Raw genomic sequence first — 24,099 nt, forward strand, 5'->3', positions numbered from 1 at the left:
TGGCGGAAGGCAGCCGGAGTCGAACCGACCCGGGAGTGTCTGACACCCCCAACCGGGTTTGAAGCCCGGCCGTACCACCGGATACGACTACCTTTCTCGGAGAAAAGAACAGCAGGCGGCCGTTTGTTGCCGGTGTCCAGGCCACCGGCCGAGATAGGACGCCCAGTAATCAGGCCGCCCTGACTGGCGTTCCGAATGCCTTCCCTACTTGCGCAATCCAAGTACGCCGAGGTAGGCATCGAGCGAGCGCTGGACAGACTCGGCCACCAGGCACGTGATGCCGCTGTAGTCGCCGGTCACACACGCCTCGTCCAGCGTATCGTAGTAGGCCAGCCGATCTTCCTTGCGAATGACGGCAGGCGGGTAGCCGGACTTCATCAGTTCGAAATTCAGCAGCAACCGCCCCGTTCTTCCATTGCCGTCGACAAACGGATGGATCTTCACGAACCGCGTATGCAGTTCGGCGGCACGCGCCACGGGATGCATCGCCCCCGCCTGTGTGTCCCAATCGATGAGCGCGGCCATTTCGGCCGGCAAATGCAGGAAATCCGGCGGCGTCGTGCTGGCGCCTGCGATCACGACGTTCTCCCGGCGATACCGCCCGGCCTCGCCGTCGTCGATACCCTTCAGTACCAGCCCATGAATATTCCGGATTTGCCACTCGGACAGCGTCTCCTGCTTGCCGACGATTTCTTCGACATAGAGAATCGCGTCGCGATGATTCGTGGCTTCGAAATGCTCGCGCAGCGACTTGCCGCCGACCGTAATGCCTTCGAGCACGACCTTCGTTTCCCGCAGGGTCAGCGTGTTGCCTTCGATCGCATTCGAATGATAGGTCCACTCCAGCATCAGCTTTTCGCGCAATGACGCCAGCGTATGCGGCGGAAGCGGACGCGCTGCGTCCAGCTTTGCCTTGTCGGCATCGACGGCTTCCAGCAGAAGCAGTACGGACGAATCCATGAAATCACCCATTTCGGCCAATTCGAGCCATTTTAGTCCCCATCGGGGAGGGCTAGTGGCGGAAGGCAGCCGGAGTCGAACCGACCCGGGAGTGTCTGACACCCCCAACCGGGTTTGAAGCCCGGCCGTACCACCGGATACGAATGCCTTCCGTGGGGAAAAGAACCAAAAGAGCGAGAAGAACGACGAGCGCCTACGCCTGAATACCCACCCAACCGCTGTCAGGCCGCAGGAAGTGAAGATCGCGGTGGAAGCGAGTATACCCAACCCGATCGAAGAACTCGAGAATCTGGATCGCGCGCTTGCGGCCGAGCCCGGTCGCGTCGCGAAACGTCGCCGCGTCGAGCCCGCCGCCGCGCGTCGGCGCGAGATGCGCCACCAGCCCGGCCAGTTCGCGCACGACATCCGCGTGATAGAACAGGTCGCGCACGACCTGATGCACGTCACCGCGCCGCGCGAGCTTGCGCAGCAGCGTGCGCACGGCTTCCTCGGCCGCGCCCGTGTCGCGCGCCAGATCGCGGACCCACGGCGGATCGAAGCGCCCGGCATGAATCAGCGGCAATAGTTGCTTTGCCAGCGCTTCCTCGCGCGCATCGAAACTCACCGAATGCGACGGCAGATGCAGCCACGGCCCGCTTCGCGCAACCTCCGCGCCGTTCACCAGCGCATCGACCAGCGCGCGCCATGGCGCATCGCCGACGAGCGGCGCCGCCATCCGCCGCAGGCGCGCCGCATCGAGCCCCTGCTCGTCCGGCACGCGCTCGTGATACGCGCGCAGCGTGTCGATCGCCCGCGCCCGCAGCGCATCCCAGTGCGCCCGCGCGATCACCGTGCCGTCGTTCGATGCGGCGTCGCGCTGGCCGATCGCCAGCGCGTCGTCCGGCAATGCGAGCGCATCCGGCGCGAACCCCGTCAGGTGCGTGAGCGTCGTGCGTGCGATACCGAGCGGCGCCTGCGCGAGCAGCGCATCGAGCCGCCCTTCATCGAGCCACGCCGCCAGCGCGTCGAGCCATGCGCGGCGCGCGGGCGTGCGGCGCTTGCGCGCGGGACCGAACGGGTCGAGCACGCGGCCGCCGCCGACGGTGCGCGTCGCTTGCGGATTGCGGACGATGAAGCGATCGCCCGGCAGCGCGAACACGGGTTCGTCGAACACCAGTTGTACGCGCATCTTCCGGCCGGCCGCGAGCGTATCGCCGTCGAGCAGCGCAACGTGCGCGACGCGATGCAGCGTGCCCAGATGCACGTGCAGCGGCGCCCAGTGCGTCAGCGTGAGCCCCGCATCGGCCAGCAGCGTCAGTTCGACGTCAAGCCGCGGCGACGTCGCGACGAGCCGCGCATCCGCGACGGTATCGCCGCGCTCGACGGCCGCCTTGTCGACACCGGCCAGGTTCAGCGCGCAGCGCTCGCCCGCGCGGCCCGTATCCACCGGACGATTCTGCGCATGGATGCTGCGCACGCGCGCCGCGCCGCCGGTGCGCACGACCGCGAGCGTGTCGCCGGTCGCCACGCGGCCCGCGAACGCGGTGCCGGTCACGACGGTGCCCTGCCCCGCGAGCGTAAATACGCGATCGACCGCGAGCCGGAACAGGCCGTCGTCGCGACGCCCGCGCCACGCGAGCGCCGCGTCGGCGAGGTGACGCTTCAATGCGGCGACGCCCGGATCGTCCTCGCGCGTCGCGCAGGTTTCGAAGATCGGTACGCCATCCAGCGTCGAACCGTGCAGCCATACGACGATCTCGTCGCGCACGGCCGACAGGCGTGCGGCGTCGACGCGATCGCACTTCGTCAGTGCGACCGCGCCATGCGTGACGCCGAGCAGTTGCAGGATCGCGAGATGCTCGCGGGTCTGCGGCATCACACCGTCGTCGGCGGCGATCACGAGCAGCGCGAAGTCGATCCCGCACGCGCCGGCCGCCATCGTATGAATCAGCTTCTCGTGGCCCGGCACGTCGATCAGGCCGAGCACGTCGCCATTCTCGAGCGGCGTATACGCGTAGCCGAGCTCGATCGAGATGCCGCGCGCCTTCTCTTCCTTCAACCGGTCGGTGTCGACGCCCGTCAGCGCCCGCACGAGCGTCGTCTTGCCGTGATCGATATGTCCCGCGGTACCGACGATCATGCAGCGGGCCCCGCGATCTGCACGCATTGCGCGACGAGTGCCGCTTCGTCGGCCGCCTCGAGGCAGCGCAGGTCGAGCCGCAGCGCATTGTCGGCCACGCGGCCGATCACCGGACGCGGCCATTCGCGCAGCCGCTTCTCGAGCTGCGCGAGCGCACGGCCGCCGCGCTTGCCGTCCGGCGTGCGCACGACGAGCCCGGCACTCGGCAACTGATCGACCGGCAGCGCACCGCTGCCGATCTGGCTGAACATCGGCTCGACATGCACGTCGAAGGCGCTGCCGAGCGCCGCCTGCAACACCGGACGCACGCGCTCGGCGGCCTCGGCGATGTCGCGTTGCGGCCGCGTCAGCAGCCGCAGCGTCGTGAGCCGCTCGCACAGGAATTCCGGCGCCTGGTAGAGCCGCAGCACGGGCTCGAGCGCGGCGAGCGTCAGCTTGCCGACGCGCAGCGCGCGCTTGAGCGGATGCTTCTTGATCCTCGCGACGAGCGCGCGATCGCCGACGATCAGGCCGGCCTGCGGCCCGCCGAGCAGCTTGTCGCCGCTGAACGTGACGAGGTTCGCGCCGGCCGCGACGGTTTCCTGCACGGTCGTCTCGTGCGGCAGCCCCCACTGCGACAGATCGGCGAGCGTGCCGCTGCCGAGATCGACCGCCACCGGCAGACCGTGCTCGCGGGCAAGCGGCGAGAGTTCGGCAAGCGCCACCTCCTTCGTGAAGCCGCTGATCGCGTAGTTGCTGCAGTGCACCTTCATCAGCAGCGCGGTACGCGGGCCGATCGCGTCCGCATAGTCGCGCAAATGGGTGCGGTTGGTCGTCCCGACCTCGCGCAGCTTCGCGCCCGCGCGGCTCATGATGTCGGGAATGCGAAACGCGCCGCCGATCTCGACCAGCTCGCCGCGCGACACGACGACTTCCTTCTTCGCTGCCAGCGCCGACAGCGTCAGGAACACGGCCGCCGCATTGTTGTTGACGACGGTCGCGGCTTCCGCGCCCGTCAGTTCGCACAGCAGATCGTCGATCAGGTCGTCGCGGTCGCCGCGGCGGCCGGTGGCGAGATCGAATTCGAGGTTGACGGGTTGGGTCAGCGCGTCGACCACCGCGCGCACCGCGTCGTCGGGCAACAGCGCGCGTCCGAGATTGGTGTGCAGCACGGTGCCAGTCAGATTGAACACCGCGCGCACGGCGCCCGCGCTCTGCGCGGCCAGCATGCGGGCGACAGCGGCCGCGATGCGCGGCTCGTCGAGCGGCTCGGCCGCCGACGGATCCTGCTGCGCGGCAGTGCGCCAGCGTTCGAGTTCGGCGCGCACCGCGTTCAGCACGCGCGTCCGGCCATAGTCGGCGAGCAGCGGCTGCAGCGGCGCCGACGACAGCACGCGCTCCACCGACGGCACGCGCGCGAGGACGGCATTCAGTTCATTCAAACCCGGTTCGGTCACGTAATGGTGGCTCCATTTCCAAGCGCGGCAGGCAGCGGGCGCCGGCGCTCGCGCACCCGGCTGCCTGCCGTCAGTCCACGTCGGCTTCGCGCGACATGTCCGGCCACAGCAGCGGGTTCGGCGAACTGCGCTGGTAGCCGGCTTCGTTCATCAGCAGGTCGAGCGTGAGGCTCGCGAGATCGTCGGCCAGCGGCTCGAACTCGTAGTCCTTCTCCTGGTAGCCGATCTTGCGATAGGTCTTGCATTCGTCGCACGATTCGGCCTTGACGGCTTCGCTGCCGCCCTCTATCCCGTGGTAAGCGATGCCCTTGGTCGAGTCGCAGTGCGAACATTTCGTGCGCACCATGTGCCACTCGGTCGTGCACAGCCCGCACTGCAGGAAACGGTAGCCCTGGAACTGGCCGCCGACACGCACGACGCTCGCGACCGGATGTGTGCCGCACACGGGGCACAGCCCCGGCTGGTCGAGATACGGGACGTCGGCCGGCGCGACGCGGCTCGCGAGATCGGTCCAGACGACCTGCAGCGCGGCCATCAGGAACGGCGCGGTGGCCGGGTCGACCTCGGCGAAGCGCAGCGCGAGGATCGCGTCGGCCTGTGCGTCGAGTTCGGCGGGCGCCAACAGGCGCAGCCGGTCGAGCAGCTTCGCGAGCGACGGATTGACGAGCCCGGCGCTTTCGACGCGGTCGAGCAGTTCGTACAGCACGGCCCGCCACTGCGGGTTGCGCTCGCCGTCGAGCGCCGGCACGAGCGGCATCGAATGCTGCTGCGCACGCGCGATCGCTTCGGGCGACGGCATCGGCAGGTTCAGCGCCTGCAGCGTCGCGTGCTGCGCGTCGGCAACGGTCGCCATCAGCCGCAGGTAGCCGCTGATCGGGTTCAGGTCGGCGAGCTTGCGCAGCCGCGCGGCGCGCGCCGCGAACGCGGTCGCGCGCTCCGGCAGGCGAAAGCGCGGAATGGCCGAATGATCGAGCGCCGAGATCTCGGTCGGTTCGAGAATGCGTTGTGTCACAAAAATGTCTTCCAAAAAAACAAGCGCCGACAGGTCGGCGCTTTCAGGCGGTTCCGACGGCCGACGGGGCGGCCCGCCTCAATCGGCGAGCCGCCCCGCTCCGATGCGTTATTTCACGCTTTCACGGAACCACTTCGGGTGATGCTTGCGGGCCCAGCCCAGCGTGACGGTGCCGCGCACCATCGCCCCGATCGAGCCCTTCACCCACAACGCCGCGTAAATGTGCACGATGATGCTCGCGATCAGCACGAAGGCCGCCACGGCATGCACGACGGCCGCCGCGCGGATCACCCCGATCGGGAAGTAGAACGAGAAGTAGCGCCGCCAGATCACGATCCCCGACAGCAGGAGCAGCAGCAGGCACGCCACCAACGTGAAGAATAGCAGCTTCTGTCCGGCGTTATAGCGACCGACCGGCGGCAGCTTGTCTTCCTGGTTGGTCAGCACGTCGCCGATCTGCTTCAGCCACTGGCGATCGTCCGCGTCGAGCGCGTTGTGGTGCCAGAAGCGCACCACGAGAATCGCGAACGACACGAACATCACGAGGCCGACGAACGGATGCAGGATCCGCGTCCACTGGCCGCCGCCGAACAGCGCGGTGAGCCAGAACATCGACGGATGGAACAGCGCGAGCCCGGAAAGCGCCAACAGCACGAAGGTGATCGCGGTGATCCAGTGGTTCGTGCGCTCGTTCGGCGTGTAGCGGACGATCAGGTTGGGGTCGTCGTGCTTCATTTTGCGTCCTCCTTGATGCGTCGCGCCTCGTCGCGGGCGGCGGCTTCTTCCTCGTCGCTGACCTCGTTCGGACCGACCCGCGTGTAGTGGAAGAACCCGGCCAGCGCGGTCAGCGCGAGGCCGGCGACCGCGAGCGGCTTCGCGATGCCCTTCCACAGCTTCACCATCGGGCTGATCGACGGATTGTCGGGCAGCCCGTGGTACAGCGACGGCTTGTCCGCGTGGTGCAGCACGTACATCACGTGCGTGCCGCCGACGCCCTGCGGGTCGTACAGCCCCGCATGCTCGAAGCCGCGCTCCTTCAGGTCCTCGATCCGCTCGGCCGCGTGCCGCTTCATGTCCTCCTTGGTGCCGAACACGATCGCGCCGGTCGGGCAGGTCTTCACGCAGGCCGGTTCCTGGCCGACCGCGACGCGGTCGGAACAGAGCGTGCACTTGTACGCGCGATGGTCCTTCTTCGAGATCCGCGGCACGTTGAACGGGCAGCCGGTCACGCAATAGCCGCAACCGATGCAGTTCTCCTCGTGGAAATCGACGATCCCGTTGTTGTACTGCACGATCGCGCCCGGCGACGGGCATGCCTTCAGGCAGCCCGGATCCTCGCAGTGCATGCAGCCGTCCTTGCGGATCAGCCACTCGAGGTCGCCTGCCGGGTTCTCGTATTCGGCGAACCGCATCACCGTCCACGAGTGCTCCGACAGGTCGGCCGGGTTGTCGTACACGCCGACGTTGGTGCCGACCTCGTCGCGCAGGTCGTTCCACTCCATGCATGCCGTCTGGCACGCCTTGCAGCCGATGCACTTCGATACGTCGATCAGCTTCGCGACGCTCCCGGTCACCGGTTCGCGCACCGTGGGCGGCGGCGTCGTGGTGGCCGAGACGCGCTTGATATCCAGCGATTGCAATGCCATCTCTTCCCCCTTACGCCTTTTCGACCTTCACCAGGAACGACTTGAATTCCGGTGTGTACGAGTTGCCGTCGCCCACGGACGGAGTCAGGGTATTGGCGAGATAGCCGGGCTTCGTCAGACCCTTGAAGCCCCAGTGCAACGGGATGCCGACCGTCTGGACCTTCTTGCCTTCGATCGTCAGCGGCTTGATCCGCTTCGTGACGAGCGCGACCGCGACGATGTAGCCGCGCTTGGACGACACCTTCACGCGATCGCCGTGCGCGACGCCGACTTCCTTCGCGAGGTCTTCGCCGATCTCGACGAATTGCTCGGGCTGGATGATCGCGTTCAGCCGCGCATGCTTGGTCCAGTAATGGAAATGCTCGGTCAGCCGATACGTCGTCGCGACGTGCGGGAACTCCGACACCTTGCCGAACGACGCGCGGTCGTCCGGGAACACGCGGGCGGCCGGGTTGTTCAGCGCCTGCGGGTTGTCAGGGTGCAGCGGGTTCGCCGCAAGCGGCGTCTCGAACGGCTCGTAGTGCTCGGGGAACGGACCTTCGTTCATCCCCGCGCGGGCGAAGAAGCGCGCGACGCCTTCCGGGTTCATGATGAACGGCCCCATCCCGTTTTCAGGCGGCTCGTCCGCCTTGAAGTCGGGCACGTCGACGCCCTTCCACGCGCTGCCGTTCCAGCCGATCAGCTTGCGGGTCGGGTCGAACGGCTTGCCGCTCACGTCGCACGACGCGCGGTTGTACAGGATCCGCCGGTTCGCCGGCCAGGCCCACGCCCAGTTCAGCGTCTGGCCGATGCCGGTCGGGTCCGAGTTGTCGCGCCGCCCCATCTGGTTGCCGGCCTGCGTCCAGGCGCCGCAGAAGATCCAGCAGCCGCTCGCGGTCGTGCCGTCGTCCTTCAGCTGCGCGAACGCGGCGAGCTGCTCGCCCTTCTTCACGAGCGTCTTGGTCGGGTCCTTCGGATCGGGCAAGTCCGCGAGCGCACGGCCGTTGAACTCCATCGCGAGCTCTTCGGGCGTCGGGCTTTCCGGGTTCGCGTACGGCCAGGTCAGGTTCACGATCGGATCCGGATACTTGCCGCCGTCCGTCTGGTACATCTTGCGCATGCGCAGGAACAGCCCCGACATGATCTCGAGGTCGCTCCGCGCCTCGCCCGGCGGCTCCGCGCCCTTCCAGTGCCATTGCAGCACACGGCTCGAACTGACGAGCGAGCCGTTTTCCTCCGCGAAGCAGGTGGTCGGCAGGCGGAACACCTCGGTCTGGATCTTCGACGAATCGACGTCGTTGAAGTCGCCGTGATGCTTCCAGAACTCGGACGTCTCGGTCGCGAGCGGATCCATGATCACGAGCCACTTCAGCTTCGCGAGGCCTGCTGCCGTCTTCACCTTCGACGGCGCCGCCGCGAGCGGGTTGAAGCCCTGGCAGATGTAGCCGTTCATCTTGCCGGCACTCATCAGCTCGATCGCCTGCAGCAGGTCGTACTGCTTGTCCAGCTTCGGCAGGTAGTCGTAGGCCCAGTTGTTCTCGGCGGTCGCCGCATCGCCCCACCAGGACTTCATGAAGCTGACGTGGAAGGCCTTGTAGTTCTTCCAGTAGCTCAGCTGGTTCGGCCGCAGCGGCAATTGCGTGCGCTTCTTGAGGTAGCCGTCGAAATCCTGCTCGGCCTGCATCGGCAGCGTCATGTAGCCCGGCAGCAGGTTCGACATCAGCCCGAGGTCGGTCAACCCCTGGATGTTCGAGTGGCCGCGCAGCGCGTTCATCCCGCCGCCGGCGATGCCGATGTTGCCGAGCAGCAGCTGCACCATCGCGCCGGTGCGGATCATCTGCGCGCCGATCGAATGGTGGGTCCAGCCGAGCGCGTACAGCACCGTGCCGGCGCGGCCGGGAACGGCCGTCGTCGCGAGCATCTCGCACACCTTCAGGAATTTCTCCTTCGGCGTGCCGCACGTCTGCTGGACCATGTCCGGCGTATAGCGCGCGTAGTGCTGCTTCAGCAGGTTGACCACGCAGCGAGGATGCTGCAGCGTCGGATCGACCTTCGCGAAGCCATCGTCGCCGCGCTCGTAATCCCAGCTCGATTTGTCCGGATACGCGTGCTTCTCGGCGTCGTAGCCGGAATAGATGCCGTCGTTGAACGCGAAATCCTCGCGCACGATGAACGAGAAGTCCGTGTAGTTCTTCACGTACTCATGCTGGATCTTGTCGTTCGTCAGCAGATAGTTGATGACGCCGCCCAGGAAGACGATGTCGGTGCCGGTGCGGATCGGCGCGTAGTAGTCGGCCACCGAGGCCGTGCGCGTAAAGCGCGGGTCGACGACGATCAGCCGCGCCTTGCGGTGCGCCTTCGCCTCCGTTACCCACTTGAAACCGCACGGATGGGCCTCGGCTGCATTGCCGCCCATCACGAGAATCACGTCCGCGTTCTTGATGTCGACCCAATGGTTCGTCATCGCTCCACGGCCAAACGTCGGGGCAAGACCTGCCACCGTCGGGCCATGTCAGACACGCGCCTGATTGTCGAATACGAGCATTCCCAGACTGCGGACAGCCTTGTGCGTGAGGTAGCCGACTTCGTTGCTGCCCGCCGACGCGGCCAGCATGCCGGTGGTCAGCCAGCGGTTGACCTTCGCGCCGTCTTCCGCCGCCTCGACGAAGTTCGCGTCGCGGTCGGCCTTCATCAGCTTCGCGATCCGGTCGAGCGCGTCATTCCACGAGATCGGTTCCCACTTGTCCGAGCCGGGCGCACGATACTCGGGATGCGTCAGGCGGCTCGGGCTGTGGATGAAGTCGATCAGGCTCGCGCCCTTCGGGCACAGCGTGCCGCGATTGACGGGGTGGTCGGGATCGCCTTCGATGTGGATGATGCTCGGCTGCGCGTTCTTCGCGCCGTCGCCGAGGCTGTACATGAGGATGCCGCAACCCACTGAACAATAAGGACAGGTGTTGCGCGTTTCGACGGTGCGCGCCAGCTTGTACTGTCGGACTTCGGCAAGCGCTTCCGTCGGAGAAAAGCCCATCAGGGCAAGACTCGATCCGGCAAGCGACGTGGCCGTCACCTTCAGGAACTGGCGCCGGGACATTTGTAGCATGATGGTCTCGGCGTTTTTGTGGGGTGGGGTGAAACTGAAAGGAATTATAGACAGTTCAGGCAACTATGATTGAATCCTCGGATCAATACCGATTTGTCTGATCCACCGATGCCCGGCGTTCAACGCACAACCCAACCGTCATGAAACGACAGATCACGTCCGAAGCCACCCGTCTCGCGCAACAACAGGCCAACTGGGCACTCAACGCGTTCAGGCGCTTCTCGTCCGACCGCTGCTCGGCAATGGCCGCGAGCATCGCGTTCTTCTCGGCGTTCTCGCTCGCGCCGACGCTCGTGATGGTGATCGCCGTGGCCGGATGGTTCTACGGCGACGACGCCGCGCGCGGCCAAGTGTTCGAGCAGGCACACCAGTTGATCGGCGACGATGCAGCGGCCAGCATCCAGACGATCGTGCAGAACGCGCATCGCGCGGGCGAGCGCGGCGGCATCGCGACGCTGATCTCGTTCGCCGCGCTCGCGCTTGGTGCATCGGCGACGTTCGCATCGCTGAACACGGCGTTGAGCGTGATCTGGCCGAGTACGGAAAACCGCTGGTCGAGCATGCTCGGGCTCGTACGCGTGCGGCTGGTTTCGTTCGGGCTCGTGCTCGGCGTCGCGTTCCTGCTGATCGTGTCGCTCGTGCTCGATACCGCGATCACGTTCGCCGGCACCTGGCTGCTAGGGAATTCACCATACGTCGCGATCACCAACCTGTTGCAGTTCTTCGTCGGCATCGCGGTGCTCGCGGGCGCGTTCGCCGCGCTGATGAAGTTCCTGCCCGACGCGCGCGTCGCATGGCACGACGCGATGGTCGGCGGGATCGTGTCCGCGATCCTGTTCTCCGGCGGCAAGAAGCTGTTCGCGCTGTATCTCGCGCGCGCGGGCACGGCAAGTGCATTCGGCGCGGCCGGATCGTTCGCGGTCCTGCTGATGTGGCTGTACTTCTCGGCGGCCGTGCTGCTGCTCGGCGCGGAATTCGCGGCCGCGCGCGGCGATGCGCATCGCCGCACGGGCAACGTCGCGGCCGTGTCCGCGCCGACGGATCGCGCAAGCGGCAACTGATTCCCCACGGATTCCCCACGTATTGCTTCCCGCGCGGCCGCGCATCGCACGCGCCGCATCGTCGCCCTACGCGACTGCCTTCCTTTCCGCAACCACCCCCGCCCGACGCGCGCTGATGCGTTCTTTGCATCGGCGCGCGATGCAGGCTGCAACGGCAAACGTTTGCATGCCTCGATTTCCGTGCACCAACCGTCGAAACTCGCCCTTCCGCTGCCGGACGCACCAACCATTGCAACAATCGCAACGCAGCAACTGTCAACTATTTCAAAAAGAGGAACAGTTCTTGATGTGCTTGATATATATGAACTTTTTCTCGCTGTTACCTTTTCGAGACACTTTATTTTTTAAGCTTTCTTGCCTGTCTTGCACTGCGCTATTCTCCAATCCGCAACAAATAACGAATCACGAATCACTTGCGTGGAGATACTCAACGATGAAGAAACTCGCTCTCTCGACCCTCTCGCTCGCCCTGCTGGGCGCCGCCGGCGCTGCTCACGCTCAGTCGAGCGTGACGCTGTACGGCGTGATCGACACGTCGATCGCATGGGTTCACGGTAACGACGGCCAGGCCAACAACTCGTGGCAAATGCTGTCGGGCAACCTGCAAGGCAGCCGTTGGGGCCTGAAAGGCGCTGAAGACCTCGGCGGCGGCCTGAAGGCGATCTTCCAGTTGGAAAACGGTTTTGATCCGGGCACCGGCCACCTGAACCAGGGCGGTCGCATGTTCGGTCGTCAGGCATACGTCGGCCTCGAAAGCAACCAGTACGGTACGCTGACGCTCGGCCGCCAGTACGACCCGCTGGTCGATCTGGTCCAGGCAGTGACGGCTGACAACTACTTCGGCAGCGTGATGGCAACGCCGGGCGACGTCGACAACAACGACAACTCGCTGCGCGTCAGCAACGCGATCAAGTACACGTCGCCGGTCTGGGGCGGCTTCCAGGTCGAAGGCATGTACGCCCTCGGCGGCGTCGCAGGCAAGACGGGTTCGGGCCAGACGTGGGCGGTTGCGGCTGCATACAACAACGGCCCGGTCGGCGTTGCTGCAGGCTACTTCTACGCAGCCAACCCGTCGCCGACGACGGCTGTCGGCCGCGCAGGCTGGGGCTCGACGACGTCCGACGCGATCTTCGACGGCCCGATCAACTCGGGTTACGCAACCGCGAAGTCGATCGCCATCGCGCAAGTCGCGGGCCAGTATGCAATCGGCCCGGTGACGTTCGGTCTCGGCTACAGCAACGCACAGTACAAGCCGGACGCATTCTCGGGCTTCGGCTCGACCGAAAAGTACAACACGGGCCGCGCGTTCGTGACGTACCAGGTCACGCCGCCGCTGCTGCTGGGCCTCGGCTACTCGTACACGAAGGCAAGCGGCGACACGACCGCGAAGTACCACCAGGTCGGCATCGGCGCGGACTACTCGCTGTCGAAGCGCACGGACATCTACCTGGTTGGCGCATACCAGCACGCGAGCGGCACGCAGCTCGTCGACGGCGTGCAGCAAAGCGCGCAAGCGTCGATCGCTTCGTACGGCTTCGCCGGCAAGAGCTCGGCCGAACTGGTCGCGCTCGGCATTCGCCACAAGTTCTAAGAAGTACGTTTCCGGTGTGCATGGCGTCTCCGACGCCATGTCGCCGAACTGCAAAACCAGTCATCGGCTTCGGCCATGGCTGGTTTTTTTTTGTCCGTTGCCGGCGGCGCCATGGCGGGCGACGACCGCGGCCGGGGCCTCGGGTACGGCAACCGGCCGGGAGCGGCGCCTGGGCCGCCTGTCACGCGCGGGAAGCCCATTTGCAGGCATGCCGGACACCTCGCCCTGCCGACTCCGATACACCGATATCCCCGATACGAAGCACGTATGCTTCGACATGTCGATTTCGGCGACCTGCATCCGTCGTATCGATGGCGGCATGCAGATTGCCCGTCCCTCACCAACAGCTGACAGGAGACGCTCCATGACGATTCAGAAGATCACGCCGTTCCTCTGGTACTCGACGGAAGCCGAAGAAGCCGCGGCCTTCTATGCGGGCATTTTCCCGAACTCGCGGGTCGTGCGGGTCACGGCGGTGTCCGGCACCAGCGGCACCCGGATGGTCGAGTTCGAACTGTTCGGGCAGCCGTTCATCGCGATGAGCCACCCGCGCACCGAGACGTTCAACCACGCGATCTCGCTGATGATCAGTTGCGCCGACCAGGCCGAACTCGACCGTTACTGGAGCGCGCTGCTCGACAACGGCGGCACGGCCGACGGCTGCGGCTGGCTGCGGGACCGCTACGGCGTCTCGTGGCAGATCGTTCCGGACGCACTGATCCCGATGATGGCCGACCGCGACGAGGTCAAGGCGGCGCGTGTGGCCGCGGCGATGATGCAGATGACGAAGTTCGACGTCGCCGCGCTGAAGGCCGCGCATGCCGGCACGGCGGGCTGACGAAGCAACGGGGCGCTGCACGTCCTTCGCGGGGTACTGGCACGTTCGTGGCGCACGTGCGGCCCGCGCCTGACCGCATCCGTCGACGCGATTGCATCGCGCGGCGACGCAATCGCGGACAGCGGTCATTCTTGCGCCGCTACACCGGCAGCATTGCTTCGACGATCCGTCGCGCGTCGCGCACGAACGCAGCGACCGGTTCGCCGGACAGCAGCGCATCGTCGCCCTCACCGCGCAGATAGACGGTACGCGCGGCCGACAGGACGGGGCGGTACGCGTCGGGCAGGCGCGCCAGCACCCACGCCGCGGCGACATCCTTCGGCGCGATCCTGCCGGTCGCGGCGCTGTACCAGATGCGTGCGAGCGCGAGCACGACGTTGCATGCGTCGCCGCGCCAGTCCGGCTCGGCATGCCACTGCGCAACGGTGGCCAATAGCGCGGCGGCGAAGTCGCGCGCGGGCACCGGCTCGAACCACGCCGCCGCGCGCGGCCCGAGCAGCGCAACGTCATGCTGCCGCACCGTCGTCAACAGAATCGCCAGATCGTGATCGACGCATGGCGGCTCGACGATACCCGCGCGCAGATCGCGGCGCAGCCACTCGCCGAACTGCGGCGCGCGCCGGGCCGGATGACGCCACGGAACCACGTCGCCGCGCACGACGACCGTCTCTTCCAGCGCGCGCATGCGCGCCGTGCGCCCCGGCGGCGCCGACACATCGAGCAAGTCGAGCATCAGCGCACGCCGCACCGCTTCGTCCGGCGATGCGGCGACCGTCACCAGCAGGTCGATGTCGCTGCGCGGTTTCAGCCCGCCGTCGAGCGCCGAGCCGAACAGATGCAGCGCCTGCAGCGTTGCGCCGAGATGCCGTTCGATCACGGCGCATGCGGCAGTCACCGGGCCGGTGATCTCGACAGGAACGATCGCTGCGCTCATGACGTGCGCGACGCGCGGCGATGCAAGGCCGTGGCCGGCACGATGACGATCCGGCCATCCACACGAGCGGCCCGCAGCACCGGATGCGCATCACGTCTGCCGCATCCGCGCTGCACCACGTCGTCGCCGCGCGATTTGCGCAGCGCAATAAAAAATCCCCGCACGCTTTCGCGTACGGGGACCGTCGGACATCGCAACGGTCGCCGACATGCATTCGGCAACCGTTACGCGGCATTACGCAGCCGCGTCCTTCAGCTTCTTCAGCGCACGTGCCTTCACGCGCACGCTGGCCGGCTTTGCCGGGAACCAGCGCTCTTCGCCCGTGAACGGATCCTTGCCGAAGCGCTTCTTCTTCGCCGGCACGACTTGCGCCGTGATCTTCAGCAGACCCGGCAGCGTGAACTCGCCTGCGCCCTTCTTGTGAACCGAGCCCAGCACGACGTTCTCGAGTGCGACGAGCACTGCCTTGACCGCCTTCAGTTCGACAGCGGCACGCTCAGCGATGTGCGTTGCGAGCGATGCCTTCGTGAACTTGTCCTTCAGCGGCGTCGGAGCGGCCGGTGCTGCCTTCGCGACAGCCTTCTTGGCCACTACTTTCTTCGCGGGCGCAGCCTTTTTGGCAGCCACTTTCTTGGTGGCCGGTGCGGCAGCCTTCTTGGCCACCTTTTTTGCGGAAGTCGCCATGTTTCTCCTACCAGGTGTGGTCGTTGGATACACGAAGCGTGCAACGCGCGCGCTTCAACGCCGGATTCTACAAGCGCCTTGACACTTCGTGCAGTACTTTTATGCGTTTTCGCGGGGTTTCCCGCAGGTTTTGTTGCGCGAGACCGACTTCATCGACGCTCCAGGGTCTGTTTACGCCTGTAACGCAGATGCGCAAACAGTCCCCCGCATCGAAAAACGCCTTCACGTATACGTCCGAACGCGAATTACGTTCGATATTTGCGCACCTATACTGACCTCGCTCAGTGCCCCGGATGCCTTCATGCGCGAAGTCAGATACGTCAAAGGACTCGACGGCCTGCGAGCCATCGCCGTCATCCTCGTTTTCCTGTCCCACAAGGGCCACGTCCTCGCTGTCGACGTGGGCAAGCTCGGTGTGTGGACGTTTTTCCTCATCAGCGGATTCCTGATCGTCGGCGAGTTGCATCGCAACCGCCAGGCGATCGAGCGCGGCACGATGACGCGCCGCCACGCGCTGGCGCTGTTCCTCGCGAAGCGCGCGCTGCGGATCTTTCCCGTCTACTACCTGCTGCTCGCCGCGCTCGCGATCGCGCACGCGCTGTTCTACCAGCGCGGCGTCAATCTCGGGCTCGCGTGGCACGCCGCGTTCCTGTCGAATTACTGGATCGGCGTCGTCAAGGACGGCTGGCCGGGCTCCACGTCGCACTTCTGGAGCCTCGCGGTTGAGCAGCAGTTCTATCTGATTGCGCCGCTCGCGCTGCTCGCGGTGCCGGCCGCGCGCCACGTCGCGCTCGGCGTCGCGGCCGTCGCGCTGGGCGCGCTCGCGCATCTCGTGCTCTACGCGCTCGACGCATCGCCGGTGCTGATCTACGCGTTTTCCCCGTGGAATTTCGCACTGATCGCGCTGGGCGGCGTCGGCGCGATCGCGCTTGCCGATCGCGGCCCGGCCGTCGTCCGTCGCATTCCGCCCGGCTGGCTCGGCGCCGCCGGCGTGGTGTTCTTCCTCACGCTGCCCGCGTTTGCGACGCTGCCGGATGTCGTCACGGGACTCGCGGATCTCGGACTGTCCGTGTCGCTCGGCACGCTGATGCTGTGGATCGTCACCGAGCCCGACCATCCGGCCGTGGCGCTGCTCGACCGGGCGCCGCTCGTCTATCTCGGCACGATCAGCTACGGCTTCTACCTGTTCCACAACCTGATTCCGGCACGTTTCGGCGAGATGCCCGCGCTGTTCGCACGCGTGCCGATGCCCGCAAGCGTCCGGGAAGCGCTGCCCGAACTGCTGCAGTTCGCGCTCGCCGTGCTGCTTGCCCATCTGTCGTGGCGCTATCTGGAAAGGCGCCTGCTCGACTTCAAGAAGCCGATCACCGCGATGCTGGCCCGGCACTTCGTCGCACGGCCGAGCACGTCGCCGCGGTGAGCGGGGCACGGCGCGACGCAACCGGAAAACGTGCGCCGGGGCCGGCGACGCCGGGCGCCGAAGCGGTGCGGCCGCCGGCCGGTTCGCCCCGCCGGGACACGCGTTGCGCCGGAAGATGAACGTGCCGCACGGCACCGCAGCGCCGCGTTGACGTCCGCGGCGATTCGACACTCTGGACCAGGTATCAACGGCGGCTATTGCGAAGCACAGCCCTCGCCCATCGGGCCGCATGCAACCGGCACGTCGGCACCGGCTTCATCGCCATGGCGCCCGGCATCGCGCGCACCAGGAAACAGCATCACCGCCTGGCGGCACACCAGAATCGCCACACCCCTCCTTGTTTGTTCACGTCGGATTCAACACCGTCGATCGCCCGCCGCCGCCACCCCGCGCCTCCGCCTCGCCCGCCCGCACGCAAAAAAGCCCCGACGCACAAGGCAGCCGGGGCCAACGGAACAACCACCACCTGAAACAGCGGAGCAGCGCGGCTGCTTATGCGACAGCAGCCAGCGCGGGCAGGCAGGTACGCAGGTACGCCTCGAATTCGCGGCTCACTTCCGGATGCTGGAGCGCGAGCTCGACGGTTGCCTTGAGATAGCCGATCTTGCTGCCGCAATCGAAACGCGTGCCGTAGTAGCGATAGGCGAGCACCTGTTCGTTCGCGAGCAGCGACTGGACCGCGTCGGTGAGCTGCAGTTCGCCGCCAGCGCCCGGCTTGAGCTTGCGCAGATGATCGAAGATCGTCGGCATGAACACGTAGCGGCCGACCACGCCGAGGTTCGACGGCGCGTCTTCCGGCGCCGGCTTCTCGATGATGCCCGACAGCTTGATGATGTCCTCTTCCCACTCGCGGCCTTCGACGACGCCGTACGAGCGGCTGTCCTCGCGCGGAATCGTCTCGACCCCGATCACCGAGCTGTGATAGTGGTCGAACACGTCGACGAGCTGCTTGAGCACCGGCTGTTCGCCGTGCAGCAGGTCGTCGGCGAGGATCACCGCGAACGGCTCGCCGTGCACCAGCTTTTCCGCACACAGCACCGCATGGCCGAGACCCAGCGCTTCCGGCTGGCGCACGTAGAAGCAGTTCACGTGGCTCGGCTTGATGCCGCGCACGAGCTCGAGCAGCTTTTCCTTGCCACGCGCCTCGAGCTCGGCCTCGATCTCGTACGACTTGTCGAAGTGATCCTCGATCGCGCGCTTGCTGCGCCCGGTCACGAAGATCATCTCGGTGATACCGGCGTTGATCGCTTCCTCGACCGCGTACTGGATCAGTGGCTTGTCGACGACGGGCAGCATTTCCTTCGGGCTCGCCTTCGTTGCCGGGAGGAACCGCGTGCCGAGACCGGCAACGGGGAACACGGCCCTGGTGACTTTCAACATGTTCGCATCCTGATTGCGTTGACTGCGCCGCGTCGCCCTGCGACCCGGCGCGATTGTTTTCCGAACGGCATATCGAGAACCGACGGCACGGCCAATTCCACTCCGCTCATTTTCGATATGGACTGATTGCCCATGTTTCCGTAAAAAGAGATAATCCGCGAACCCGGTCGATATTGCCGAACCGATTGCCGAAACAGAAACAAATTACCGATTTTCCGGATACAAATTCTTACGATTCGAATTCCTCGATATACGGGACGCCGCCCCGCTCGAGACCGGGGCGAATCGGCTCGTTCTTCAGCGCCTCGCGGTACGCCGACAGCACGGCCATGACCAGCAGTACTGCCGCGCTCGCGATCCAATGCATGTCCATCTTGCCGCTCCTTGCATCAATCAACTGGAAGCTTCAAGCTATCAGAAAAAAATCGGCAAATAATTGTGACGCCAGCGGAACCGCTTTCAGACCTGAATAAAACCACCATCTGAAATGCCGTTATTTCGCGGCGGGATTTTTTTATTCATTCGATCGAATTCTTGCGCATTACGATTGGACCATCCCCTTCATCCGTCGCAAGGAATCGAATCGCATGCAAGCTTTCAGCGGACCGTCTTTGACTGCGCCGCCCGTCGCCGACCACAAGGAACACGTGATCGACGCGATGCGCGGGTTCGCGGCGCTGCTCGTCGCCTATTTCCATTGCCGCCAGGTCGTCTGGGTCGGCATGCAGAGCTTCCATCGCGCTTACGGTCATGCGCTCGACCCGAGCGTGATCGTCGGCTACCTGACCTTTCCGTTCGGGTGGGGATCCGCGGGCGTGCCGATCTTCTTCGTGATCAGCGGCTACTGCATCCACCGCAACGCGGCGCTCAAGCTTGCGGCCAACCCCGCGTACCGGCTCGACGCGCCGAACTTCTGGGCGCGCCGCTTCGCCCGCATCTACCCGGTGCTGCTCGCGGCGCTGCTGTTCACGCTCGCGATGGACGCGGTCAGCCTGCAGATCGCGCCCGTCAGCCACAAGATCCGCGACGTCGGCCTCACCGCGTTCCTCGTGAACCTGTTCTCGCTGCAGGGCGTCGCCGGCTATACGTACGGGTCGAACGGCGCGCTGTGGACGCTGTCGCTCGAAGTGCAGTTCTATGCGATCTACCCGCTGCTGTTCGCGCTGCGCCGGCGCATCGGGATGCCGGCGATCGTCGCGGCCGTCGCGCTCGTCAACGTCGCGTCGGCCTGGCTGCTCGAACGGCACGACCTGCAGTTCTTCACGTCGTACTGGCTGTCCTGGACGGTCGGCGCGTGGATCGCCGACGTGCGCGCGCAGCCGGCGCGCGGCAAGGCCACCGTGCCGTCGCGCGCGTGGTACCTCGCGGCCGGCGTGCTGCTGGCCGCGGGCTGCGGCGCCTTCCATGTCGGCCAGTACGGTGCGTTCCAGCTGTGGGCGGCCGGCTTCGCGTGCTTCCTGTACCGCGCGCTCGCCTGCCCGCCGCGCCCGACGCTGCTCTTGCGCGTGCTCGGCTGGTTCGGCGACTTCAGCTACTCGCTGTACCTCGTTCACCTGCCGCTGTTCGTCTGCCTCGGCTCGGTGCTGTTCCATTCCGAGCTGCAACTGTCGATCTGGCCGTCGTTCGCGTTCATGGCCGCCGCGATTCCGGTCGCCTACGTGTTCTACCGGCTGTTCGAACGCCCCGCGATGATGTGGTCGGCCAGCCTGAAACCGACGCGCACCGCTCGCGTCGTCTCACCGGCGCCCGAACGGGCTGTCTGAGCGGCATCGTTCCCGCGCTCACTGCCCCCGCCCGGCGTCAGGCTGCGCGGGGGCATTTTCCTGGGTGGGACGAGCGAGCCCGGTGACGCATGCGCCAGCGCATCGCCGGCCCATCCGACAAACCTCCGCCTGACCGCGCGACAGGCGCCCGTCCACCCCAAAGCAAAGCCCTCATGCAGCGCGACACCGCATGAGGGCTCGTTTCCCGACGCATGGCGCGTCGGTTCGCGGCGCGCCTACCGCTTCTTCGCCTTCGCGGCCTTCGCCGTATCCGAGAGAATCTTCTCGACCCGCTCCACATAGGTGTCGGTGCCGAACCGGCGCACCGCGGTCGCCCGCCCGCTCGCGACGAGCCGCTCGCGCAACGCGGCGTCGTGCTTCAGCCTGCCCAGCGCAGCGGCCAGCGCGGCCGCGTCGCCCGGCTCGCAGAGCAGCCCGTTGTCATCGTCCTCGATGATCTCGACGACCCCGCCCGCGCGGGCCGCGACCACCGGCCGCCGCGCGAGCATCCCCTCGACGATCACCCGCCCGAACGGCTCGGGCGTGATCGACGTATGCGCGACCACGTCGACCGCCTTCATGCACGCGGCCACGTCGCGCTGGAATCCGAGGAAGTGGACGCGGTCGTCCATCCCGTGGCGCGCGACGATCTCGTGCAGCTGCGCCGCGTATTCATCCTCGCCGAACAGCGGCGCGCCGACCAGCACCACGTGCATGTCGGGATGGCGGGCCGCGGCCTCCAGCAGCAGGTGCTGCCCCTTCCAGTGCGCGAGGCGGCTGAACGACCCGACCAGCCATGCGTGCTCGGGCAGCCCGAAGCGCGCACGCAGCGCGGCCTGGCTGACAGTGTCCAGCGCGTCGAACGGTTCGGCCGAAATGCCGTTGAACACGACGTCGACGTGCTGCGGCGTGAAGCCCGTCAGCGCGCGGAACGCCTGCGCGGATGCGTCCGAGTTCGCGATCACGCGCGTGACACCGAACCGCGCGCCGTACTTGATCGCCATCAGCTGCTTGCTGCCGAAGTGGTCGCCGCTGACGATGTCGCGCAGGTGCCAGACCACCGGCTTGCGCGCGAGCCGCCCGGCCAACGCCGCGACCACCATCGCGCGCTGCGTGTTCGCGTAGATCACCTCGGCGCGCCGCGCGCGCCGCGCGACGTCGCGCACCATGCCGACGAGCCGCTTCAACGCACCGGCCGACACGCCGCCCTGCTTGCGCACGCCGGCGAGCGCGCCCTGGTCGAGCACGTCGACGCGCGCGCCGATCTCGTCGAGCGCCGCGCGGAACGGGCCGTCGTCGAACAGCAGCACGTCGGCGTTCGCGCGCATGTGCTTCATGATCTCCAGCAGCGACAGCTCCGCGCCGCCGAGCACGCCGCTCTGGTCCAGCACGAGCGTCGCCGGGCCGCGCGCGGCCGGCATCGGCGCGACGGCCGTGCCGCGCTGCGCGGTCGAGCCGGGCAGCGCGGCCTCCACATAATCGAGAAAACGCCGGCGGAACGTGTCGGCGGAGAAGCGCTCCGCATTCGCGCGGCACGCGTGCGGCGTGAAGCGCTGCGGCGCCCGCTCGAAATCGTCGACCGCCGCGACGATCGCGTGCGGCGTCTGCTCGTCGAAGAACAGCCCGGTCGGGTTCGCGTGCGAGCGCGGTTCGAGCACGGTTTCGAGCGCACCGCCCTTGCCGTACGCGATCACGGGCGTGCCACACGCCTGTGCCTCGACCACCGAAATTCCGAAATCCTCTTCGGCCGCGAACACGAACGCCTTCGCGCGGCGCATCCGGTCATGCAGCACCGCGAAAGGCTGGTAGCCCATGATCTCGACGTTCGGGCCGGCCTTCGCGCGGATCTTCTGCATCTCCGGGCCGTCGCCGATCACGACGAGCTTGCGCTCCGGCGTGCGCGAGAATGCCTCGACGATCAGGTCGATCTTCTTGTACGGCACCATGCGCGACGCGGTCAGGTAGAAATCGTCCTTCACCTCGTTCAGCGAGAAGCCGTCGACGTCGACCGGCGGGAAGATCACCGCCGCATCGCGGTGATACACCTTGCGGATGCGTCGCGCGATGAACGCGGAGTTCGCGACGAAGCCGTCCACCGCGTTCGCAGTGCGCGTGTCCCAGTTGCGGATGTAGTGCAGGATCATCCGCGCGAGCAGCGACTTCGGCCCGTGCGTGAGGTTCGACTGTTCCAGATACTGGTGCTGCAGGTCCCACGCATAGCGGATCGGCGAATGCACGTAGCTGATGTGCATCTGGTCCGGCCCCGTCAGCACGCCCTTCGCGACCGCATGGCTGCTGGAGATCACGAGGTCGTAGTCCGACACGTCGAGCTGCTCGATCGCGAGCGGCATCAGCGGCAGGTAGCTGCGGTACTTGGTGCGCGCGAACGGCAGTTTCTGGATGAACGAGGTCGTCACCGGTTTGCCGCGCACGAACGCACGATCGTCGAGAAAGTCGACGAGGCTGAACAGGTCCGCGTCGGGAAAGCACGCGACGATCTGTTCGAGCACGCGCTCGGCGCCGGCGTACGTGACGAGCCAGTCGTGGACGATCGCCACGCGCAGCGGGCGCGACGCATCGCGTGCGCCTGCCCGCCCGGCGGGCCCGGACCGGCGCAGCGCGGCGGCGTCGCCGGCTTCGGCCACGGCGGCATCGGCCGTGGCCACGTTCAGGATGGCGTGTTCCGCCAGATCGCGATTCATATGGTTTTCCTCGCATTGAGACGGACGAACAGGTCGCGCACGAGCGCGCGCAGCCCCGGCGTCATCGTGAACGACCACGCCAGGTTCAGCACCAGCACGACCGCGCACAGGCCGATCGACTCGCCGAGCCCCGACCACGCTTGCGCGAGCAACAGGCTCGCGAGCAGGAAGGCGAGATGCGCGAGCATGTCGAGCACGATGGCGCGCATCCGGATCGCCGACAGGTAAAGCAGCACGCCGTAGTCGACCAGCGCCCGCGTCGCGACGACCACCGCCGCGCCGATCAGCCCGAAGTGATGAATGCCGAACCACAGGCCGCCGACGAAGAACGGCATTTCGATGAGGCCGGCGAATGCGGCGCGCGCCGGGTTGACCTGCGACTGGATCAGGATCCGCGTGACGCTCGCCTGGCCGACGAGCCACACGCTGACCACCAGCACGCGGCCGACCGGCGCCGAATGCGCGGCGAGATCGGCGCCGACCCACAGCGTGAGGAACGGCGCGAGCGCGAAGATCGCGACGATGCCGACCGGCGTGAACACGCCATTCAGGAATTCGAGCGACTGGCGCGCGAGCGTGTCGGCGTGATCGCGGCCGACCGCCGACAGGCGCGGGAACAGCGTGCGCACCAGCGCGTTCGGCAGCATGTTCAGACGCGTGACGAGGTTCTGCGGCACCGTGTAGTAGGTGACGAACTTCGCGCCCATGCCGGCGCCGAGCATCACGCGATCGAGCGTGTCGGCGATCATGCTCGTCGTGCTCGCGATCAGCATCCAGCCGCCGAAGTTGAACAGCCCCTTCGCGGTGCCCCACTGCGGCGGGTCGATGCGCCGGATCCCGAGCACCTTGATGCTCGCGTGACCGAGCATCACCGCCGCGATCAGCCGCGCGACGACCGCGGCCGCCAGCACCGTCTGCAGGTTCGGCGCGATCCACCACGCGGCGCCGAGCGGCAGCAGCTGGAACAGGAACGTGCCGATCGTCTGGTTCGTGTTGAACACGCCGAACCGTTCGGCGCCGTTGATCGCGCCGGCGAACACCCACGATACGTTCGCGAGCGGAATCGCGAGCGCGAGCCACGGCAGCGCGAGATACACCTCGTGCTGCATGGCCGCCGACGCCTTCGTGAAATACGCGGTGTAGACGAACGCGCCGAAATAGATCAGCAGGCCGCCGACGATGCCGGTGCCGAGGTTCAGCCAGAACGCGCTCCAGAAGACACGCGCACTTTCGTCCGCGTTGCCGCTCGCGAGCGCCTTCGAGATGTGGTTCTGCGCGGCCATGCTCATCCCGAGATCGAGGATCCCGAAATAGCCGATCAGGGTCCACACGAGGCTGACGACGCCGTAGCGCTCGACGCCCAGCGCGTGGATATACGCGGGCACCGTGACCAGCGACACGAAGGTCGGCAGGATCAGCCCGATGAAGTTGATCGAAACGTTCTTGAGTATGCCTTTGTCCATGCTTTTGC

General features: G+C 66.5%; 18 protein-coding genes and 2 tRNA genes. 5 read left to right on the forward strand and 15 right to left on the reverse strand.

Annotation, left to right across the window (positions count from 1 at the left end):
- From DIE22_RS00005 to fdnG, 9 genes are all read right to left on the reverse strand, one after another.
- A tRNA-Sec gene (locus DIE22_RS00005) sits at positions 1-96 on the reverse strand.
- A 108-nt stretch (positions 97-204) separates the two neighbouring features.
- Complete coding sequence (locus tag DIE22_RS00010; RefSeq protein ID WP_124604433.1) at positions 205-960, reverse strand: Fic family protein; 756 nt, start codon at positions 958-960, stop codon at positions 205-207.
- Positions 961-1,016: 56 nt separating this feature from the next.
- Positions 1,017-1,112: transfer RNA gene (locus DIE22_RS00015), tRNA-Sec, on the reverse strand.
- A gap of 41 nt (positions 1,113-1,153) precedes the next feature.
- On the reverse strand, positions 1,154-3,079 hold the full coding sequence (gene selB / locus DIE22_RS00020) for a selenocysteine-specific translation elongation factor (RefSeq protein ID WP_124604001.1): 1,926 nt from the start codon (positions 3,077-3,079) through the stop codon (positions 1,154-1,156).
- Complete coding sequence (selA, locus tag DIE22_RS00025; RefSeq protein ID WP_124604003.1) at positions 3,076-4,515, reverse strand: L-seryl-tRNA(Sec) selenium transferase; 1,440 nt, start codon at positions 4,513-4,515, stop codon at positions 3,076-3,078. Before selA ends, selB begins: the two co-directional genes overlap by 4 nt.
- Before the next feature lie 70 nt (positions 4,516-4,585).
- On the reverse strand, positions 4,586-5,527 hold the full coding sequence (fdhE, locus tag DIE22_RS00030) for a formate dehydrogenase accessory protein FdhE (protein WP_185640515.1): 942 nt from the start codon (positions 5,525-5,527) through the stop codon (positions 4,586-4,588).
- Between the two features lie 108 nt (positions 5,528-5,635).
- Positions 5,636-6,262: a formate dehydrogenase subunit gamma gene (locus tag DIE22_RS00035; protein WP_124498441.1), complete on the reverse strand. Its 627-nt coding sequence runs from the start codon at positions 6,260-6,262 to the stop codon at positions 5,636-5,638.
- Positions 6,259-7,173, reverse strand: coding sequence for a formate dehydrogenase subunit beta (gene fdxH / locus DIE22_RS00040; RefSeq protein WP_124604008.1), 915 nt, complete (start codon positions 7,171-7,173; stop codon positions 6,259-6,261). The genes DIE22_RS00035 and fdxH overlap by 4 nt, the downstream gene beginning before the upstream one ends.
- Before the next feature lie 10 nt (positions 7,174-7,183).
- Positions 7,184-10,255 (reverse strand): formate dehydrogenase-N subunit alpha, encoded by a 3,072-nt coding sequence (gene fdnG / locus DIE22_RS00045; protein WP_148092755.1) that lies wholly within the window; start codon positions 10,253-10,255, stop codon positions 7,184-7,186.
- Positions 10,256-10,395: 140 nt separating this feature from the next.
- Between fdnG and DIE22_RS00055 the strand changes: the two genes are divergently transcribed.
- The 3 genes from DIE22_RS00055 (at position 10,396) to DIE22_RS00065 (ending at position 13,745) form a co-directional block, all read left to right on the forward strand.
- Positions 10,396-11,316, forward strand: coding sequence for a YihY/virulence factor BrkB family protein (locus DIE22_RS00055; protein WP_124604010.1), 921 nt, complete (start codon positions 10,396-10,398; stop codon positions 11,314-11,316).
- Between the two features lie 433 nt (positions 11,317-11,749).
- Positions 11,750-12,907: a porin gene (locus tag DIE22_RS00060; RefSeq protein WP_124604012.1), complete on the forward strand. Its 1,158-nt coding sequence runs from the start codon at positions 11,750-11,752 to the stop codon at positions 12,905-12,907.
- A 364-nt stretch (positions 12,908-13,271) separates the two neighbouring features.
- Positions 13,272-13,745, forward strand: coding sequence for a VOC family protein (locus tag DIE22_RS00065; protein ID WP_124604014.1), 474 nt, complete (start codon positions 13,272-13,274; stop codon positions 13,743-13,745).
- A 139-nt stretch (positions 13,746-13,884) separates the two neighbouring features.
- Here DIE22_RS00065 and DIE22_RS00070 read toward each other — a convergent pair whose 3' ends face one another.
- Positions 13,885-14,679, reverse strand: a complete 795-nt coding sequence (locus DIE22_RS00070; RefSeq protein WP_124604016.1) for an aminoglycoside adenylyltransferase family protein — start codon at positions 14,677-14,679, stop codon at positions 13,885-13,887.
- Positions 14,680-14,913: 234 nt separating this feature from the next.
- Positions 14,914-15,363 (reverse strand): HU family DNA-binding protein, encoded by a 450-nt coding sequence (locus tag DIE22_RS00075; protein ID WP_124498448.1) that lies wholly within the window; start codon positions 15,361-15,363, stop codon positions 14,914-14,916.
- 301 nt (positions 15,364-15,664) lie between these two features.
- On the opposite strand from DIE22_RS00075, the gene DIE22_RS00085 reads away from it, so the two are divergent.
- Positions 15,665-16,783, forward strand: a complete 1,119-nt coding sequence (locus DIE22_RS00085) for an acyltransferase family protein (protein WP_124604018.1) — start codon at positions 15,665-15,667, stop codon at positions 16,781-16,783.
- A 492-nt stretch (positions 16,784-17,275) separates the two neighbouring features.
- On the opposite strand, the gene galU is transcribed toward DIE22_RS00085, so the two are convergent.
- Entirely contained in the window at positions 17,276-18,163 is an 888-nt protein-coding gene (gene galU / locus DIE22_RS00090; RefSeq protein ID WP_027782643.1) for a UTP--glucose-1-phosphate uridylyltransferase GalU, read from the reverse strand.
- 229 nt (positions 18,164-18,392) lie between these two features.
- On the reverse strand, positions 18,393-18,536 hold the full coding sequence (locus tag DIE22_RS38000; RefSeq protein ID WP_006479318.1) for a hypothetical protein: 144 nt from the start codon (positions 18,534-18,536) through the stop codon (positions 18,393-18,395).
- A 214-nt stretch (positions 18,537-18,750) separates the two neighbouring features.
- On the opposite strand from DIE22_RS38000, the gene DIE22_RS00100 reads away from it, so the two are divergent.
- On the forward strand, positions 18,751-19,926 hold the full coding sequence (locus tag DIE22_RS00100) for an acyltransferase (RefSeq protein WP_124604020.1): 1,176 nt from the start codon (positions 18,751-18,753) through the stop codon (positions 19,924-19,926).
- Between the two features lie 236 nt (positions 19,927-20,162).
- On the opposite strand, the gene DIE22_RS00105 is transcribed toward DIE22_RS00100, so the two are convergent.
- Complete coding sequence (locus tag DIE22_RS00105) at positions 20,163-22,628, reverse strand: glycosyltransferase family 4 protein (RefSeq protein WP_185640516.1); 2,466 nt, start codon at positions 22,626-22,628, stop codon at positions 20,163-20,165.
- Positions 22,625-24,091, reverse strand: coding sequence for a flippase (locus tag DIE22_RS00110; RefSeq protein ID WP_124498453.1), 1,467 nt, complete (start codon positions 24,089-24,091; stop codon positions 22,625-22,627). Before DIE22_RS00110 ends, DIE22_RS00105 begins: the two co-directional genes overlap by 4 nt.
- Positions 24,092-24,099: the final 8 nt, after the last annotated feature.

Source organism: Burkholderia sp. Bp9142 (assembly GCF_003853415.1).
In the GTDB taxonomy this organism is placed as follows: Bacteria; Pseudomonadota; Gammaproteobacteria; order Burkholderiales; family Burkholderiaceae; genus Burkholderia.

What these genes read in the sequence shown, in the direction of transcription:
- fdxH (WP_124604008.1), bottom strand. Translation starts at nt 7,173, where the DNA reads ATGGCATTGCAATCGCTGGATATCAAGCGCGTCTCGGCCACCACGACG.
- DIE22_RS00035 (WP_124498441.1), bottom strand. Translation starts at nt 6,262, where the DNA reads ATGAAGCACGACGACCCCAACCTGATCGTCCGCTACACGCCGAACGAG.
- DIE22_RS00105 (WP_185640516.1), bottom strand. Translation starts at nt 22,628, where the DNA reads ATGAATCGCGATCTGGCGGAACACGCCATCCTGAACGTGGCCACGGCC.
- DIE22_RS00010 (WP_124604433.1), bottom strand. Translation starts at nt 960, where the DNA reads ATGGATTCGTCCGTACTGCTTCTGCTGGAAGCCGTCGATGCCGACAAG.
- DIE22_RS00070 (WP_124604016.1), bottom strand. Translation starts at nt 14,679, where the DNA reads ATGAGCGCAGCGATCGTTCCTGTCGAGATCACCGGCCCGGTGACTGCC.
- DIE22_RS00110 (WP_124498453.1), bottom strand. Translation starts at nt 24,091, where the DNA reads ATGGACAAAGGCATACTCAAGAACGTTTCGATCAACTTCATCGGGCTG.
- DIE22_RS00055 (WP_124604010.1), top strand. Translation starts at nt 10,396, where the DNA reads ATGAAACGACAGATCACGTCCGAAGCCACCCGTCTCGCGCAACAACAG.
- DIE22_RS38000 (WP_006479318.1), bottom strand. Translation starts at nt 18,536, where the DNA reads ATGGACATGCATTGGATCGCGAGCGCGGCAGTACTGCTGGTCATGGCC.
- DIE22_RS00075 (WP_124498448.1), bottom strand. Translation starts at nt 15,363, where the DNA reads ATGGCGACTTCCGCAAAAAAGGTGGCCAAGAAGGCTGCCGCACCGGCC.
- DIE22_RS00060 (WP_124604012.1), top strand. Translation starts at nt 11,750, where the DNA reads ATGAAGAAACTCGCTCTCTCGACCCTCTCGCTCGCCCTGCTGGGCGCC.
- DIE22_RS00100 (WP_124604020.1), top strand. Translation starts at nt 18,751, where the DNA reads ATGCAAGCTTTCAGCGGACCGTCTTTGACTGCGCCGCCCGTCGCCGAC.
- selB (WP_124604001.1), bottom strand. Translation starts at nt 3,079, where the DNA reads ATGATCGTCGGTACCGCGGGACATATCGATCACGGCAAGACGACGCTC.
- DIE22_RS00085 (WP_124604018.1), top strand. Translation starts at nt 15,665, where the DNA reads ATGCGCGAAGTCAGATACGTCAAAGGACTCGACGGCCTGCGAGCCATC.
- DIE22_RS00065 (WP_124604014.1), top strand. Translation starts at nt 13,272, where the DNA reads ATGACGATTCAGAAGATCACGCCGTTCCTCTGGTACTCGACGGAAGCC.
- galU (WP_027782643.1), bottom strand. Translation starts at nt 18,163, where the DNA reads ATGTTGAAAGTCACCAGGGCCGTGTTCCCCGTTGCCGGTCTCGGCACG.